The sequence below is a fragment of the Desulfosporosinus sp. genome (assembly GCF_014237355.1).
Classification (GTDB): Bacteria; Bacillota; Desulfitobacteriia; order Desulfitobacteriales; family Desulfitobacteriaceae; genus Desulfosporosinus.
On sequence record NZ_JABZFS010000038.1, the window covers coordinates 207,641 to 224,945 of the forward strand.

21 protein-coding genes are annotated in these 17,305 nt (G+C 44.4%); all 21 read right to left on the minus strand.

Going from position 1 to position 17,305, the window contains the following annotated elements:
- Positions 1-3 precede the first annotated feature (3 nt).
- Positions 4-294, minus strand: a complete 291-nt coding sequence (gene eutM, locus HGJ98_RS08065) for an ethanolamine utilization microcompartment protein EutM (RefSeq protein WP_291350538.1) — start codon at positions 292-294, stop codon at positions 4-6.
- A gap of 20 nt (positions 295-314) precedes the next feature.
- Entirely contained in the window at positions 315-956 is a 642-nt protein-coding gene (locus HGJ98_RS08070; RefSeq protein ID WP_291350539.1) for a phosphate propanoyltransferase, read from the minus strand.
- A gap of 2 nt (positions 957-958) precedes the next feature.
- On the minus strand, positions 959-2,443 hold the full coding sequence (locus tag HGJ98_RS08075) for an acetaldehyde dehydrogenase (acetylating) (protein WP_291350540.1): 1,485 nt from the start codon (positions 2,441-2,443) through the stop codon (positions 959-961).
- A 50-nt stretch (positions 2,444-2,493) separates the two neighbouring features.
- Positions 2,494-3,123 carry a BMC domain-containing protein gene (locus HGJ98_RS08080; protein ID WP_291350541.1) on the minus strand — a complete coding sequence of 210 codons (630 nt, stop codon included), beginning with the start codon at positions 3,121-3,123 and terminating at the stop codon, positions 2,494-2,496.
- A gap of 11 nt (positions 3,124-3,134) precedes the next feature.
- Positions 3,135-3,815 carry a cupin domain-containing protein gene (locus HGJ98_RS08085; RefSeq protein ID WP_291350542.1) on the minus strand — a complete coding sequence of 227 codons (681 nt, stop codon included), beginning with the start codon at positions 3,813-3,815 and terminating at the stop codon, positions 3,135-3,137.
- Between the two features lie 50 nt (positions 3,816-3,865).
- Positions 3,866-4,414 (minus strand): BMC domain-containing protein, encoded by a 549-nt coding sequence (locus HGJ98_RS08090; protein WP_291350543.1) that lies wholly within the window; start codon positions 4,412-4,414, stop codon positions 3,866-3,868.
- A 1-nt stretch (position 4,415) separates the two neighbouring features.
- Complete coding sequence (locus HGJ98_RS08095) at positions 4,416-5,744, minus strand: 4Fe-4S dicluster domain-containing protein (protein WP_291350544.1); 1,329 nt, start codon at positions 5,742-5,744, stop codon at positions 4,416-4,418.
- A 21-nt stretch (positions 5,745-5,765) separates the two neighbouring features.
- Positions 5,766-6,026, minus strand: coding sequence for a EutN/CcmL family microcompartment protein (locus HGJ98_RS08100; protein WP_291350545.1), 261 nt, complete (start codon positions 6,024-6,026; stop codon positions 5,766-5,768).
- Entirely contained in the window at positions 6,023-6,334 is a 312-nt protein-coding gene (locus HGJ98_RS08105) for a BMC domain-containing protein (protein ID WP_291350546.1), read from the minus strand. Before HGJ98_RS08105 ends, HGJ98_RS08100 begins: the two co-directional genes overlap by 4 nt.
- Positions 6,335-6,352: 18 nt before the next feature.
- Positions 6,353-7,195 carry an ethanolamine utilization protein EutJ gene (gene eutJ / locus HGJ98_RS08110; RefSeq protein ID WP_291350547.1) on the minus strand — a complete coding sequence of 281 codons (843 nt, stop codon included), beginning with the start codon at positions 7,193-7,195 and terminating at the stop codon, positions 6,353-6,355.
- Positions 7,183-7,854, minus strand: a complete 672-nt coding sequence (locus HGJ98_RS08115; protein ID WP_291350548.1) for a cobalamin adenosyltransferase — start codon at positions 7,852-7,854, stop codon at positions 7,183-7,185. The genes eutJ and HGJ98_RS08115 overlap by 13 nt, the downstream gene beginning before the upstream one ends.
- A 203-nt stretch (positions 7,855-8,057) precedes the next feature.
- Positions 8,058-8,504, minus strand: coding sequence for a EutP/PduV family microcompartment system protein (locus tag HGJ98_RS08120; RefSeq protein WP_291350549.1), 447 nt, complete (start codon positions 8,502-8,504; stop codon positions 8,058-8,060).
- Positions 8,501-8,854 (minus strand): BMC domain-containing protein, encoded by a 354-nt coding sequence (gene eutS / locus HGJ98_RS08125; protein WP_291350550.1) that lies wholly within the window; start codon positions 8,852-8,854, stop codon positions 8,501-8,503. The genes HGJ98_RS08120 and eutS overlap by 4 nt, the downstream gene beginning before the upstream one ends.
- Before the next feature lie 26 nt (positions 8,855-8,880).
- Positions 8,881-9,855, minus strand: coding sequence for a choline TMA-lyase-activating enzyme (gene cutD / locus HGJ98_RS08130; RefSeq protein WP_291350551.1), 975 nt, complete (start codon positions 9,853-9,855; stop codon positions 8,881-8,883).
- Between the two features lie 28 nt (positions 9,856-9,883).
- A complete protein-coding gene (locus HGJ98_RS08135) occupies positions 9,884-10,174 on the minus strand; it encodes a hypothetical protein (protein WP_291350552.1) in 291 nt (96 codons plus the stop codon).
- Between the two features lie 2 nt (positions 10,175-10,176).
- On the minus strand, positions 10,177-11,196 hold the full coding sequence (locus tag HGJ98_RS08140) for a DMT family transporter (protein WP_291350553.1): 1,020 nt from the start codon (positions 11,194-11,196) through the stop codon (positions 10,177-10,179).
- A 78-nt stretch (positions 11,197-11,274) separates the two neighbouring features.
- Entirely contained in the window at positions 11,275-13,818 is a 2,544-nt protein-coding gene (gene cutC, locus HGJ98_RS08145) for a choline trimethylamine-lyase (protein WP_291350554.1), read from the minus strand.
- A 57-nt stretch (positions 13,819-13,875) separates the two neighbouring features.
- A complete protein-coding gene (locus HGJ98_RS08150; protein ID WP_291350555.1) occupies positions 13,876-15,012 on the minus strand; it encodes a 1-propanol dehydrogenase PduQ in 1,137 nt (378 codons plus the stop codon).
- A 14-nt stretch (positions 15,013-15,026) separates the two neighbouring features.
- Positions 15,027-16,535 carry an acetaldehyde dehydrogenase (acetylating) gene (locus HGJ98_RS08155; RefSeq protein WP_291350556.1) on the minus strand — a complete coding sequence of 503 codons (1,509 nt, stop codon included), beginning with the start codon at positions 16,533-16,535 and terminating at the stop codon, positions 15,027-15,029.
- A 51-nt stretch (positions 16,536-16,586) separates the two neighbouring features.
- A complete protein-coding gene (locus HGJ98_RS08160; RefSeq protein WP_291350557.1) occupies positions 16,587-16,880 on the minus strand; it encodes a BMC domain-containing protein in 294 nt (97 codons plus the stop codon).
- A 32-nt stretch (positions 16,881-16,912) separates the two neighbouring features.
- Positions 16,913-17,212, minus strand: a complete 300-nt coding sequence (locus HGJ98_RS08165; RefSeq protein WP_291350558.1) for a BMC domain-containing protein — start codon at positions 17,210-17,212, stop codon at positions 16,913-16,915.
- Positions 17,213-17,305: the final 93 nt, after the last annotated feature.

The window sequence follows — 17,305 nt, forward strand, 5'->3', positions numbered from 1 at the left end:
GCCTTATGCGTCTTTCTTGCCTCCGGGAAGCATCATTTCTACGTCACCGTGTGGACGAGGAATAACATGGACGGAGATAAGCTCTCCTACTCGCTGAGCTGCTGCAGCACCGGCATCGGTTGCAGCTTTTACAGCACCAACATCTCCTCTTACCATAACAGTTACTAGAGCACCGCCAACTTTTTCATAACCAATCAGCTGAACGTTAGCCGCTTTAACCATGGCATCTGCTGCTTCAATTGCTCCTACTAAACCTTTTGTTTCAATTAATCCTAAAGCTTCTGATCTACTCATTTTTGTTTCCTCCTAAAATTTTATTTTAAAATTGTTATTCTTGAGGTCGAGACGAGATGCATTGCATTCGCTTCTTCCATATCAATATGAAACTCTAGTGATGAGGTATTGTTGGCTCTAATGACGACATTCGAGTAAGTTCCTCCCCGAAGTCCGTCTACTTGGATGGTCACCTGTTCTCCATCGGATACACCAAAGTGTTTGACATCTTCCAGGTTCATATGAATATGACGCTGGGCAATCAAAAGACCTTTGGAAAGAAAGACACTTCCTTTAGGACCAATCAGAGTGATTCCAGGAGTCCCTTGCAAGTCTCCAGACAACCTCACCGGGGCGGTTATACCAAGTTTGAAACAATCTGCTTGGAGTATTTCTACCTGGGACTCACTTCGCGCTGGCCCGAGGATACGAACCTTTTCAATAGCGCCCTTGGGTCCGGCTATGGTCAGAGTTTCCTTGCACGCATATTGCATGGGTTGGGACAAATCCTTAGTTTTTGTCAATTGGTATCCTGTCCCAAACAGAGTTTCCAAGTCTGCTTGAGATAGATGTATATGCCGATTAGATATTCCCACAGGTATGGAGCTTAAGTCCTTTGTAAAATCCCCCCCCTCTTTGATTGCTTCTAGGAGAAGCGTTGCTAAGGCGTCATACTTTCCCACGTTTAGTTACCACCTCTTTGTTTCAATAGCTGGATTACTTCATTTACAACGTTCATTATCTGATCGTCACTGATGGCACTAGGGCTACTATTCTGTGCCACGCAGTCTGAATGGGAGGAAGTTGTGTTTTCGGTAACGTCCTTGATTCCATAGGCAACACGTTTTATATTGATTAAGTGCATTGGGGTTACATTATCGGAGGTTGCACTTCCGCCCCAAGTACCGCAACCCAATGTGAAGGACGGGGAAAGTCCTGTACTTGCCCCTACACCGCCTTGGCTGGAGGCTGTGTTGACCAAAATCCTAAATACGGGCTTTTCAGCGAACTTCATGACCATTTCCTGATTCTCTGTATGAATAGAAAGGCTGTGTCCCACACCACCATTATTCAAAAGTTTGATGCAGAGCTCACATGCTTCATGCCAATCCTTTACGGTATAGAAGGCCAGCACGGTGGTCAACTTTTCATAAGATAAAGGATATTCTTGCCCTACGCCCTGTTGTTCACCTAACAAAACTTTTGTTCCTGGGGGAATGGTTATGCCAGCACCTTCTGCAATGACTGCGGCTGATCTTCCTACCATCTTGGCGTTCATAGCATGACCGCGGACAAATAATTTCCTAGAAACTTGGTCTGTTTCCCCTGGGGTCATGAAGTAGCCACCCTGGCGTTTGAACTCTTCCATAACTTGATCACGAATGCATTCTTCAACAATAACCGATTGCTCGGAAGCACAGATCGTGCCGTTGTCAAAGGTTTTACTGGCAATAATATTCTTAACTGCCTTGGAGATATTGGCAGTTTTTTCGATATAAGCCGGAACATTACCTGGGCCAACACCTAAAGCAGGTTTCCCTGCGCTATAGGCAGCCTTGACCATAGCTGAACCACCTGTTGCAATAATCATGGCGACTTCATCACATTTCATAAGTTCATTAGTTGCAGCCATGGAAGGTTTTGAAATACACCCTATGATATTGGCTGGAGCACCGGCAGCTACGGCGGCATCATTCATCAGTTTGGCTGCTTGAAGTGTACATTTCAGTGCTGAAGGATGGGGAGAGAAGACAATCCCATTGCGAGCTTTAATGGCTATAATGGATTTGTAAATTGCCGTGGATGTAGGATTAGTTGAGGGAATAATCCCCATGAGTAATCCAACCGGTTCTGCAATTTCCATGGTTTTATTGACTTTATCATCTTTGATGACTCCAATAGTTTGCATAGGTTTAATAAACTCATATAGTTCAGTGGAAGCAAAACGGTTTTTGAAGATTTTATCTTCTACCTTACCAAATCCGGTTTCCTCCACCGCCAATTTTGCTAGGGAAACGGCATTCTCCTCGGCTACTTTCACCATGTTACGGATAATTTTATCAATCTGCTCGCAATTAAATTTTGCAAGTTGGGTTTGAGCAAGTTTTGCTTGACGAGCAAGATTTCTGGTCTCTTGCACAGATAGTAAATCATAATCGAAGTTTTCCAAGTTATTACTCCTTCCGTCACTGTCTTTACTGATTATCACCGGCCATCAAGCTACATCTCACTAGCCCGTTCGTAGAATTCCTTCAGTTTCCGGATCAGTAATTCTTTGTTTGCTTTTGAAACGGCTCTGCCTGCAATGTCAAGTTCTTTGTAGTCTCTTACTAGGTTGCGAAGTTTTACCACAGAAAGTGTTTTCAGGACGTTCAAGCTTTGTTCAAGGCCAAATTCCTGTACCAAAGCATCCACTCCCTCTTTGCGGAGTTGCTTAAGTGTCATTTGCTCTGGCTTAGTGCTCTCTTTTAGAATTTTGACCTTTTCCTGGCGTTCTGTTGGGGCATCGTTATTTGCCAAGGGTACGTTAACGTTGGTTGCTAGATCAGTGTTTGGGAGAACGCTTAATTTCTCCTCCCTCACAAGAATCACGCTTTCAATCTCAGGATCTGGTCTGGGAATAACATGTCGAGAAATTAAGGCTTGGTGACCAATCGTTTCAACCGCAATCGCACCCGCTTCCACTGCAGCTTTAACAGCTCCCACATCGCCTGTTACGGTAATCGTTACGAGACCGCCACCGACTAAGGTTTTCCCCAGAAGTTCCACTTGCGCCGTTTTTAGCATGACATCTGCACATTCAATAGCGGGAAGGAGCCCGTATGTCTCAATTAGGCCAAGAGCCTTCATAGCTTACCCTCCTATTGTTGAGCCATCAGATCAGGCCAGTTTGCCGGGTAGGTTACGTAAAAAAGTTTGACATAATCAGAGGAACCCCAGGTTACTTTAGAGCCATTAGGTACAAAGAGGACATCTCCCTGGTGAGCGTGATAAGTTTCACCGTTAATGGTAATGGTTAGGCTTCCTTCGAGAACAATATCAATCTCTTCATAGCATAATTCCCAATCAAAGCTTGATTTTTCAATGGTTAAAAAGCCTGCGCTCATTTGGGAATCTTCTTTACTGATTACCTCACGATAAGCTACGTCGGTGCTTGAATCCCCTGTGTCAAAGGTCTCCAGGTTCACTGTTCTGCCGCGCACAATTTTCAGTCCACTTTTCGAGTCACCATCTGCTCGGAAAGGGGTTTCTAGATTCGGTGAAGAAACGCTTTCCAGGAGCCTGTTAGCTAATACCGATTTTACAACTTGAAAGATCATTTCTGGGTCAATCTCATTTTCCCGGTTCTCTTTCTTTGGCAGACTACTTTCATTACAGGGGGAATTTCCTACAGCAGATGATTCACTTGTAAATTCAACGCCCAGTTCTTTGGCTAGATCCTTAGCTGCCGCAGTAATGATGGTATTGCAGTCTACGTAAAATGCTTTTTGTCCCTTTTCTGCTGCTACTTTTACTTCGTTTGCTGAAACGAGTTTTTTCAAAGTCGCACCTCCTTTCTATCGTAAAGGGTATAGACGTTTGGGTGTTAATTTTAGAATAAGGATGCCCACAGTTTGTCCGAGGGCGAAGGAATTACCTCAGTATCGACTAACAAGCCTTTTTCCAGGGCGATGGCTATCCCTGCTTCGATACCTGCTTCCACCGCGCCGACATCCCCTGTGAAAGTAAAGTAGGCTTTTCCTCCCAAACCGCTGCCTAAACGCAATTCCAAGGCTTGTACATCAGCAGCTTTCAGTACCGCATCAGCTGAGATAATCATAGAGGCTAAGGAAAAACACTCCATGATTCCCAAAGCTCCGACTCCATCGGGCATGGTCGTGGCTGTGATGGCCGGGAAAATGCCCTGATGAACATTAGCGAGGATAAAGCTATCTACCAGATATTCTCCTGCCATCTCTACGCCTACGCTGATTGAGCTTTCTACGGCAGCAACGTCTCCTTTAATGATAGCGATATATTTCCCCGGACAGACAGGTGTTGCACTTACCACTTCCACGTAGGCTGTTTTAAGCATCAAATCCGTGGCATAAATTCCTCTAGCAATACTCGTAAGCTCAATCATACCTATTGCACTAAACATATCAACCCACCTTTATCACAATAGAATTATCCTTAATCTCTTGAACAGTACCATCGAAGCTGGAGTGAACGGTTGCTCCCAGACTATTGTCCGGAATCTTACCAATCAGTTGCCCAGCTTTCACCTGTTCTCCTATAGCAACAACCGGTATGGCCGGTGCGCCTATGTGCTGTCGTAAAGCGATTTCAACGTATTCAGGTTGAAATTCAACCTGGGTCAGGGGTGCCGGTTTATCAAAGGCAGTTAAGCCGATTTTAATAACTAGACGTTTGCTTGGGATAAGGCGATAGTCTCTAGCCGACCTCGCTTGAAAATCCACCTGAACTGGCTGATACTTTATGCCTTGTTCTGCCAGCTTTTGCTTATATAGACTATTGACAGATTTCGGATGGAGATTAGCCGGGCAGGAGAATAATTCGCAAGCATTACATTCGCAACATAATTGAGCAATTTGCTGTTCTTTCACGTCCTCTAAATTGTAACTCAAGGCACGCATGACTTTATGGGGTTGCATATTGTGTCCTAGGAGATAACGAGGACACAGGTCCGTGCACATGCGACACTGTTCACAGGCAGTCTTGCCTATCACTCTGGCCCTATCGGGGCTTACAGTTTTTTTCCGGATAAGAAAGTGATCCTTTTTAAGCAGTACATAGCCTTTGCTTTTTTTGGTGACATACCCATCGACTTTGTTCATGACAGACCCCATCATGGGGCCTCCGTCTATCACAGCATAATCATCGACATTTTCTATTCCACATTGGCCGATTACTTCCCTAATCGATACACCCACAGGTACTTTAACGGTCCTGGGCTGAGGAATATCCCCAGCGATAGTAATATAGGTTTCCGTGACAGGGTTCCCTGCCAGGGCCTTTGAGATATTCAGTGCGGTTTCTGAATTAATAACCACACAACCTACTTTCAAGGGGATCGATACTTCTGGTACAATTCGTTGAGTTAGTTCATGCACCAAAACCTGTTCGTCACCGGCAGGATAGATATCTCTAAGTTCCATAACTTCCATGTAATCTGAAAGTCCCAGAGCTGCAATTCTTTCACGTAAAAGAACGATGACTTTCTTGTGTTTTCCTTTAATGCCAATGATGGCTTTGCGGGCTTCAATATATCTTCCCGCCGCTTCCAAACCTTTGATGATTTCGTCAGGAAACAGTTCCATCAATTGCTGGTCTACTCTAAGCAGGGGCTCACATTCTGCTCCATTCAGCAATATATACTCGGCTTTAGAAGTAAGTTTAGCGTGAGTTGGGAATCCAGCTCCTCCTGCCCCAATAATCCCTGAATTCTTGATTAAGTCCAGAAGATCCAAAGGTTTACACCTCCTGTTTTTTTAAAACTTACAGTCTTCGTCAATGATGCCCACAATAACGGCATCAATGGGTATATCCTCCCGATCCAACATTTTGCGCGCCGAGCTGCCAGTACAGACAAGAACTCGTTCGCCAATGCCGGCACTAATAGTGTCAGCAGCTATTATGATACGGCCGGCATCAATGCCTCCAAGAACTTCCACCATCATAAATTTCATTCCTATGAGAGAATCGGCTTTTCTTGTAGACCAAATACTGTCAATTACCTTTGCTGCTATCATCGTATCTCACCTGTTTTTGCCTCATTAAATTTGTATCGTATTTCTTGAATAGCGGCTTCCACTGATGCCGTATCTCCGAAGATGGCGATCATAATCAGATTTTGCGGGCAATGACCTTTAATATCTTCGACTACGACACCAGCTGCTTTTTCCGCAATATCAGCAGCAAAAACCATATCAATTAACCGCCCTTGAACCATACCTACAGCGTCATAGTGCTCAATGGGGATTGTTGAAGCGGAGCCTTTTCGTCGAAAGAGAATATCCATGGTCCCACTCGTAGGGGATTTTATGATTCGATATTCCATTGTAAACGCCACTCCTGACTAAAGAATTTCTTGCGTGCAGTTAAGGGCAATCCCTAAAGGGGTAACGAACATGGGGTTTTGTGGTTTATAAGTGGGAAGGTTGGTTTGTTTAGCGATAATGTCTTCGATTCCATTCAGGCAACAGGTTCCACCCACCAGATATATTTCTTTCACTGGGTATTCCTTTATATGGCGACTGATAATTGAGGAAACTTTTTCAATGACAGGTCGCAGCACGGGAATTAACTCTCTATGATTCTTAAAATCCCGCTTATATTGATCCGCATCTTCAAAGCTCATTTTATACGCTCCGGAAATGACGAGAGAAAAATGAGTACCACCTGTAGGTTCATCTGCTACATGAATCACTTTGCCCTCTTTCAGGATTGCAGTTCCCGTAGTTCCGCCACCGATATCGACAATCGCACCATCTTTAATCTTAAGCACTGCATTGGCCGCCGTGGGTTCATCCAATATGTTGGTGATTTCGAAACCAGCCCCCTGTACCACATGTTTAATAGCACCTGAGTCAAGAGTATCGGTTCCCGGCGGAAGCGCTGCTGCAGCGTAGATCAATTCCGCGCCAAGCTTCTCTTCGAGTTCTTGTTTTAGTTCCTTGACTATGCGAATTGCCCCGATATAGTCCACTACCATACCATCTTTGACTACGCTGGCAAATCGATAGGCTCCGGCAACGGGCTGATAATTCTCATCGAGAACTGCAAGTACGATGTAGGCAGTTCCCAGGTCAACGCCTGTGTAATAAACAGAGGATTTATTCAAGATGGGTGTTTCAATGACTTTCTCGAAATCTCTAACAAGCTGATCACAGTATAGAAAAGCTGAATTTACCGTCTCCATTTTTTCCCTCCTAAACACTTCCACATCATTATGCAAAGTATGTTGATGATCAGATTGATCGTATCAATTAGGTCTTGCCGTGAGCAGTCTTGCTGCTCCTCATTCCAATAAGCTTCTAAAATGGCTGGTTCCACCTCTTGGAGTGAGGCACGCAAATAATTTAACAGCGCAACTTCTTTGCCATTTTCTAGTCCTACGTGGAACTCACGTAGGTCAACGAATTTTTCCAGATTATCGGAGCGTTCTCTGATTTCTTCTTCTGACCATCCCCAAAACTCAAAAATGTCTGGGGGTACCTGTTCCCGTTCAGCGTTTCGAAGGTTTCGAAAGCATTTTCCAAGGGCCATGATTTCTTCTGATTGTACAGCATCTCCAGAGTGTAAGAGTTCTGCTGCAATTAGAAGGAATAAAGCTTCTACGCTTTCCATTCTTCTAAGCAATCTCTGGGTACACCAGTTTTCCCGTACTTGTACCTGATTCGAAGCGTCGAGGTTAGATTTCTTGTCGTCACAACACTGGGCTTGTACCAGCGTCACTCGTCTGTCCACAAGGAATTGGCGGGCTCCCGGTGTAATCTTTGTATCTGGTTCCAGAACATAAGTAGCAAAGGGTTCTTTCCTATATAAATCTCGCAATTCTATTTCAGTGACGAATTTCATTGCCTCACCTACCCTTCCTTAAATTTCTGGAAAAGATCCTTCGCCATGCTCAGGATGACACTGCACTATGTCATACTGAACGCAGTGAAGTATCTTGACCCAATACTTTTTTTATTCATCAATGGTGCAGCCTTAGCTGCATGAAAGTCTGATACCAAATTTCCCCTTGTATTGCGCAAAGTCATCTATAATTAAAAACTTCATTAAGGCGTTTGTTGATTTCCAAGTAAATAGTGTTTCAGTGAATCCACATTTCTATTGTCTTTTAGCGAAATCCAGAAGTAAGGCTCGAAAATCCCGATTTTTCTCAGCTGTTGATTGCACAAACCAGCATTTTCCGGAACTAAGTCCGTCTTGGTAACTACACCAATGACTGGACAGGTAAAGGTTTTGGCAAAACCGGGCGGATATACCTCCGTAGGTCTGGCTTGATCCACTAGAATGAGCAAATGGGATGCGGCTTGAGCCGTTGCGATCAGATATTTGTACATAGAAGGGTTTTCAATATACGAGCTTGGAGTATCTATGGTATTTTTTCCATAGATGACATCTTGGGTCTTTTTTAAGGGCCTCGTAGAATCATTCAAAACGTTGATCAGTGTGGATTTACCAGATTGAGTTGGCCCTATGACCATAATGCGTTTTTTCATGTGCGTGTTATCTTAGCAGGCGTAAAGCCTAACAACTTTTCCAAGGTTTCATTAATGGCTATCATGGCTGTTTCAACACTGGCCACGTCACCAGAAATAACTAGGGATCCTGTAAAACGATCGAGAAAGCCGATCTCAATATCAGATGTCTTTGTGGCAATATCGGCGGCAATAATTGCTGTCTCACTGGGAGTGAGGGTTAAAATTCCAATGGCTCCTGTTTCTTCAATTCCCAGACGTTCATAGATGTCTTGTACGGGAGAAGCTATGATGTGAGCCAGGGTGACCTGCTTGCCAGGCACAGATTCCTGGATAATTCGTTTTTTATCAAACTCATCCGCTGCACTCATCTAATCCCGACCTCCGCATAAAGAATTTAATGTCTAATGACTTCGACCTGTAAGTCATACCCTTTTATAAACTCTTGAATTTTATCCAACTCTTCTTCCTTAAAGCTCAAATCTTCAGTTATGGCATATGTCATATCCAATTGCTTGTATTTGTTGATGCCTAATTTATGATAAGGAAGCAAGTCGATACCCTGAAAGTTTTTATAATCTTTGAAGGACTGAAGAAATTCCAGGGTTTTGCCAATGGTTTCTTTACTATCATTCAATCCCTTGATGAGGGGCATCCTGACTTTAACCGTAAACCCCCGGCGTATAAGTTCGGTTAGATTATCCAGAATACGTTCATTGCGCACTCCGGTAAGTTCATAATGACGTTCAGAATCGATTTGCTTAATATCATACAGAAATAAATCAGTAAACTGGGCGATCATTAGTAGGGAGTCAAGTTTTGTATAGCCACTGGTTTCAATCGCCGTGTGAATTCCCAGACGCTTACATTCCATCAGCAGATTTGCGGCAAATTCCGGCTGCGCTGTGACCTCCCCTCCCCCAAGGGTAACTCCTCCACCTGAACTCAGATAGAAGAGCGCATCTTGTTGGATGATTTCCAGGGCATCAGAAATTGTTTTGTCTGAACCGACAATGGACAGCGCTTGTTTAGGGCATACGCTTTCGCATTTTCGGCAACCTACACAGTCAATCGTTCTCTTGACTTTATGCTCGGCTCCTTGGCCGTTCTTTCCGCCTTCGTCATCTTGAAAATAATGTAGGTGGACGGGACATACAGGAATACAATTGCCACAGTCTACGCACAAATCCTCTTTGAACATGACCTGATAGTTTCTTTCAAGTCCCTCGGGATTGGAACACCACTTGCATCTCAGGGGACACCCTTTGAAAAAAATTAATGTTCGTATACCCGGTCCATCATAGATGGAGTATTTCTGTACATTGAAGATTCTCGCTTTTCTTTCTAAGATTGCAACGGTTTCTGTACTCATAATGTCCCATCCTTAATCCCTATGAAAATTATTTCTGAGTCCAACGCTTAGGGAGATATTTGCCAAGTAGTCTTTTTCCCTCATCATTGATGGAGTAGTAAATAACTAATTCTCCCTTGTCATCTAATGTCACATCGTTATCGTCAATGATGAAGTTTGCTTTCATGTCGAGGAGATGATCTACAAACACTTTTTTGGTAAACTGTTTTTCAGTGCCATATTCCGGTTTCAACGCCTGCATAATCTGATCCGCGGAGGCTTTGTCAACTGTAGAAATATAATGAAGCACTCTGAATCGCAGTGGTAATGTATCAGCCATGATTATGCCACCTCTCCTTTCTTGAAGAACTCTTTCGGGTTAATAGCGACGAGAGTAGCACCGATCAGTACCAACCCACTGCCTATAACCAAGTTCTGGGTAAGAGGCGAGTTCAAGAAAACTACCGAGAAGATAACCCCCCACATGACATAGGTTCCGTTAAGGGCCATCCCTTTGGCGACACCAATGGTGGTGTTAGCCTTATACCATGCCAGGTAGGATACCGCTGCCGCCAGGGCAGCAATGGCAAAGGCCCCAAGGGTTCCAGGCAGAGTAAAGACTTGGGAAACGATAACCCAGCCACCAACGATGGGAAGAACGAAAATAGCTAGGAAAAGACCGGAAGTCAATTCACGGATATTAATAGCGATTTTCGGGTCAATCATGGACATGCCGAATACAGCCAATACGGCTTCTGCGCCCCATCCTAAAGCAGCTAGAGATGCGAAGAGAAGACCGAGGTAGAAGGTTTCGCTGTTTCCGCCTTCGGGCGGCACATAGGATATAACGATCGCTCCGATAACTGAGAGAAGCATGCCAACCCAAACCCGAGGCACAATGTGTTGTTTGAGGAAGATTCTAGAAAGAAGCGCACCAACGATTGGATATAAGGCCGTAATAGTTAATGCATAAGCTGGTCCAGCCATTGAGATTCCCAGCAGGTATCCACCATTAGCAATAGGTCCACCCAACAATGCGGCAACGCAAACCATTAAACCTGGAAAGGTTTTAAGACTACGAATGATTTCTTTGAAACGTCCGGCTCCACCGTTATAGAGGAGCAGCCATAGTCCTGCAAAGGAATCATTCATACAGGCGGCAGCCAGCGGGATAGCGAATAGGGCATACTTTCCAGCATCATCCCCCATTAAAGGGATAAGGCCCAGGGCCAGTCCTAAGAGTACACTGTTCAAACCCCAGGTGCAGCCACTGAAAAGGCCCGTTAATACACCTTTTCTGGCAAAGTCGGCATTAAGTTTTTCCTTCATCATGATGGCTTTTTGATTTCCCGATATGCTCATCTAGACTATCTCCCTCCTTATTCATGGAATATCAGAAGAGTTGTCTTCCGATATTCCATATTAATTTGAAACTCTTATTTAAAAATGATCCAAAACCGTTCTGCTAATGATTTCATCCTGTACTTCTTTGCACAGCTCAACGAAGTAAGCACTATACCCAGCAACACGAATGATTAGGTCCCTATACTTGTCAGGCTCGATTTGGGCTTTCTTCAAAACTTCGTTATCAACATAACTGAACTGCATCTGACCATTTCCGAGGATGGAGGCTGTTCTGAGTAAGGTGATTAGGCCATTTTCTCCTTCCGGAGTTTCCAGGATACCACGTAACAATTTGAAGTTGTGCACCATACCGATATTCATGGATTCGTTACTTAGCTTGCTGACGGATTTAATAATGGCTGTGGGTCCCAATTTGTCGGCACCCTGTGTCGGGCTGATTCCATCAGACAGCGGTGTCCAGGCCAAACGTCCGTTAGCTGTTGCACCAGTGATTTCTCCGATAGGCGTGTTGTTGGAAATAGAAAGGGTGCCATGGGTGAAGTGAGAATACAACATCTTAAAGGAATGGTGCACCCGTTCAGTCCAGATAATGAGATCTGAGGCAATTTCATCAACATAGTCATCGTCATTGCCGTATTTCGGTGCATTTAGACAATCAGTGCGAATAGATTCGAATCCTTCGTAATTCGCAGCCAATGCGTCCCGGATTTGTTTTAGAGTATATTTCTTCTCTTCAAAAACCAGCTTTTTGATTGCTGCCATAGAGTCGGCATAGGTTCCGAGGCCGGAGAAGATAAGTCCAGGACCGTAATTGACTAGAGCGCCGCCACCTGTAACATCTGTGCCTTTTTCCATACACCCTTCTACCAGTAGGGACATGAGGGGTTTTGGAGCAATATCTCGGTGAACCCGCTGGCTGACAAGAGTTCCTATGGCTGATAGGCGGATAATGTGCTCGATTTGTTGTTTGCAGGCAGTATCAAATTCCTCATAGGTCTTGATATTGTCAAGATCCCCTGTGTCCAGACCTTGCATGGTGCCATGCCATTTCATCATGCCGCGATTAAGAACAAATTCTATGGCAATCGGCCATTGAGTATAACCGGTGGATGTCCATTGATAAATTCGGCCGGACTTTTGCGGTTCTACACAGCCCATGAGGCAATAGTCCCGTGAATCTTCTATGGAGAAACCCTTGGCAAGCATCATTTTGATATGAGAATCATCAAAGTGACAGGCGGGGAATCCAAGCCCTGCTTTAACAACATCGACGATCTTCTTCAAGTATTGTTGTGGAGATTTGTTGTGAATCCGGCAAGCCAGCGACGGTTGATACATCTTAGTAAAACGAACAGCATCCATAATTAGATAAGTTAAATCGTTGGTTGCGTCACCACCGGTTCTCTTCTGTCCGCCAATGGTTAAGTTGATAAAGGGTTGATAACCGGCGAAATACTTTGCTCCCAGTTCGCTGGAAAGCCACATAACCTCAGAGCATTTAATAATGAAACTGCTTAGCAGTTCAAAGGCTTCCAATTTGTTCATTCGGCCAGCTTCCATGTCGGCCTTGAACATGGGATAAATGTATTGATCCAAGCGTCCCAGGGAAATACCTGTCTGGTTTTCTTCTACCACAAACAGTGATTGCAGCGTCCAAACGGACTGGAGTGCTTCATGGAAAGTACGAGGTGGATTGGCTGGTACAGAAGCTAAATTGTCGGAAATCTTGTATAGTTCTTTCTGGCGGGCTGAGTCATGCTCTCTGTCAGCCAGTTCTTTTGCATAATCAGAAAGCCGTTTGGCATAAGCTAAAATTCCATCACAAGTCTCTATTTCCGCTTTGTAGAAGTAGATCTTATCCATGTCATCCGGATTTTCCATGGATAATCTGCTCAATCTGTCGACAGCTTCCTGTCTTACGGCGTTAATACCCTTTTTAATCAATATGACATCGTATCCAGGGCAAGTGTCACCGCCGCCATTTACCTGATGGTAAGAGAGATCGCTGACAAAGGATTCGCCTGAAAATGACCATACCCCAGCTTCTTCATATTGATTCTGACAAATTTCGTCAACACTCTTACCTTCCCAGTAGGGGAAGATCTCATCCCGCAAAATCCGCTTGTCTTCCTCACTGATTTGGAAGGGATCCTGGGCTCTAGTTGACATGGTATCCAATTCATCCCGCAGCCATCTCCAGGCGATATCCGGGGATACTGCACCGGCTCTTGGTTTCCCGCAAGGATGTCCTACAATCAATTCATCGTTTTGAATCACCAAGGGAGCAGTCTCACAAGCTTTTCTGAAGCACTTGGCCCGCAGAAGAATTTTAGGCAACCCCACATTTTCTTTGGTCACTTGAGTGAAAGCTCTGGCACGATAAATACTCACACTTGGTTTAACCTTTAAATAAGCTGCTTTCAGACGTTCCAGTCGGGGTGTCAGTCCTGTGATTTCCCCTTCATAGACAGGTGATTTTTCTACACTCCTTGTTACTGTACTATTTCCAGACAACTCTTTGGAAATTCCCTCAAACAACTTCATAATGGCAGCTGTTTCTTCCGGGGATAAATGTTTGGTTGCATCCGCAAATTTATTTGAGAACTCTTTAATATCCAATTTTCTTTCCTCCTTCTTTTGTTATTCGTAAAACAAGTCAATTCCTAATATTGATGGTTAAAATACTTTCTGATAAATACCGACCAGATCTTCTCTAGACGGTAGTCTAGGATTAGTAGGGGTGCACCGGTCGTGAAGGGCCAATTCAACCATAGTTTCTACTTTGTTCTCAAATTTGCTCTTATCGATTCCCAACTCGCGAACCCGATTGGGAATACCCAGGGATTTTAGCAAATCCTTAACCGCCTGCATGAAATTAATGGTTCCTTCCCGGTACGTCCGTGCAGGTAATTGCAACACTGCGGCCAATCTCGCGTACTTTTCAGAGGCATATCTACTATCGTTGCTGTTCAAATTAGCGTTATATTCAACCACTGCGCTTAGTAACAGCGCATTCGATCGCCCGTGGGAAATGTGAAACGTTCCGCCCAAAGCATGGGCTAGGCTGTGGTTGATCCCAAGACCGGCATTTGTAAAAGCCATACCCGCAATACAGGACGCGTTTTGAATGCGTTCTCGCGCGCAGGAATTGCTTGCGTCATTATATAAAGCCTTGAGATTCTCAAAAATTAATTGAACGGCCTTCTCGGCAAGGGCATCTGTACAATGGGTTGCTTCTGTAGAAACATAAGCTTCGATAGCATGCACCAGAGCATCTATACCAGTATCAGCAACCACCGACTGAGGAACATGTTGTATGCAAGTGGAATCAAGTATGGCGATATCTGGAGCCATCCACTCATCTACAATGCAGACTTTCTCCCCTTCCGCAGTGATTACTGAGAAATTCGTCACTTCAGATCCGGTACCGCTTGTGGAAGGAATAGCGATAAATAATGGTTTTTTAAACTCTTCCCCGGCTGCTTTCCTGAACTGCCACAAGGAGTAAATAATGCCTTTGGCAGCATCAATGGTAGATCCCCCGCCCAATGCAACAATGGTATCAGCTTGGGTTTCCAGGTATTTCTTCATGCCTTCGGCAATGACTTTGACATCCGGATCCGGACGCACTTCCTTAAAAACAGCTGACTCTATCCCTGTTTCATTAAGATAATCTATGGTTTTTTGGAGGTAACCCAACGTTTCCATAACAGAATCAGAAACAATAAAGGCACAGGACCCTTTGATTTCTTTAAGAAACTCCATGGATCCCTCATTGAAATATATCTTAGGTTTAAGGACAAACTTTTTCATTACCGAACGTCCCCTCAATAATCTCCGTACCACTTAAGTTGCTCCATTAGCTTTTCCAGCAACTCTTTCAAATCCTGGGTATTGTCAATGGAAGGCGGATTGGCGGAACAATGACTTCCGCTTGTTTCAGTGGTCTCCCCCACCTGTACACCCTTGGCTATATCCTCCAGAAGCCGTACACCATAGCCGACTTTTCGAATATTTATCAAGTTCATTGGGGTGACATTATCAGAAGTAAACCCGCCGCCTGCTGCTCCGCTGCCTAAGGTTAAGGCCGGGAAAAGATTAGTTGTGGCTCCTATACCCCCTAATGATGCGGGAGTATTCACCAGGACTCTTGAGACTGGTTTTTTAAGGGCAAACTCCCGAATCACACTCTCATTCTTCGAGTGAATGACTAAGGTATGTCCCCGACCGTCATTAATTAGCAGCTCGATGCATTTTTCACAAGAATTCATCCAATCCTTTTCAACGTAAAATGCTAGAACCGGGCATAATTTTTCTCTTGAATATGGATTGGTAGGAGAAACATATTTTTGTTCTGAAATCAAAACCTTAGTATTTTCCGGAACAGATAGACCGCTTTTTTGTGCTAACTCTAAGGCTGATCTCCCGACGATTTCCGGGTTAAAACTGTTATCAGGCCGGTAAAAAAACTTACTGAGCTGAACAGATTCCTCTTCTGACATGAAGTAAGCACCTTTACTCCTGAGCTCCCGTCTTACTTCTTCGGCGATGCAGTCCTCAGCAACAATGGATTGCTCCGAGGCTGAGACAATTCCGTTATCGAAGGTTCTGCTAGCAATAATATCTGCTACGGCTTTTTTTAGGTCAGCCGAACGTTCGATAAAGGCCGGGCCATTACCCGGGCCGCCATAGATCGTCGGTTTTCCGGATGTATACGCTGCCCTGACCATCTTGGGCACACCTGTGATTAGAATAAGCGAAGTGTCTTTGTGGTTCATCAAGGCAACCGTACCGTCCACAGCCAGCGTTCGTAAGTATCCTATGGCACCACTTGGCAGTCCACTTTCTTCAGCTGCTCGTATAAGTATGTCGAGCACAGTAGCGATGGTTTTACGAGCCTTAGGATGAGGAGAAAAAACAATAGCATTGCCAGCCTTTATGGCAATTAGTGCTTTGTATATTGTTGTAGATGCAGGGTTGGTCGAAGGAGGCAACGCAACGATCACCCCGACGGGTACCCCAATATCCATGGTCTTGTTTGCTTTGTCTTCGCCGATAATACCGACAACTTTCATGTCTCTGATTTTCTTATGAAGAAAATCACTGGCAAAAATGTTTTTGACAAACTTGTCCTGCCATTTGCCGAACCCTGTTTCTTCATGGGACATAAGGGCAAGTTCTTTGGCATACTTAAACGCCGCTTCAGCCATACGTCCGACAATTTCATCGAGTTTTTCCTGGGGAAATGCTGCCAGTGCCTTTTGCGCCTCACGGGCGTTTTCCACAAGAATTCGAGCCTCTTGAACGGAGAGCAAATCATTGTCAATTCTATTCATATCTCACTCCCCCCCTTCTACTCAGAAAATCTAAGGTCTGCAAAACAATTATTAAAAGTCGATAACGTATTTTGCAACAATCTTTTCTACCTCCGCATGAGGCCTAGCAATGACAAGGGAGCTATAAACATTGCCCACCTTGGAAGCTTCTTTGATGCCGGCATCTACAGCAGCCTTAACTGCTCCAACATCTCCACGGACCACGACGGAAACCAAGCCAGAAGCCACATTTTCATATCCTACCAATTCCACGTCTGCAGCTTTGCACATGGCATCCGCTGCTTCTAGCACTGAGACCAGGCTATATGTTTCTATAAACCCTAAAGCACCACCATTTTTGTCCACATGGACTCCCCTTTCTAAACCATCATCAACTGTTATTGCTCATCAATGTCATGTTTTGATACAATCTTGCCTACTGTGCTAATCGGACGTGGCATAACATGAGATGCTGTCAACTCACCAATGGCGGCAGCTGCTGCTGCACCGTTCTCTACAGCTGACTTTACGGCGGCAACATCCCCTTTAATCATGACCGTAACAAGTCCCGAACCCATATTTTCATAGGAAACAAGAATAACATCAGCAGTTTTACACATTACATCCGCTGCCTGAATTGCCGGAACCATACCTCTTGTTTCAATAAGACCTAAGGCTTCTTCTCCGATGTATTTCATCAAAACAACCCCTCTTTCTAATTAGATTTAAACCTCCAAGGATTGTCACTTTACCCCTTAATTAATTAATCGATTTTGGTACTTTAATAATAT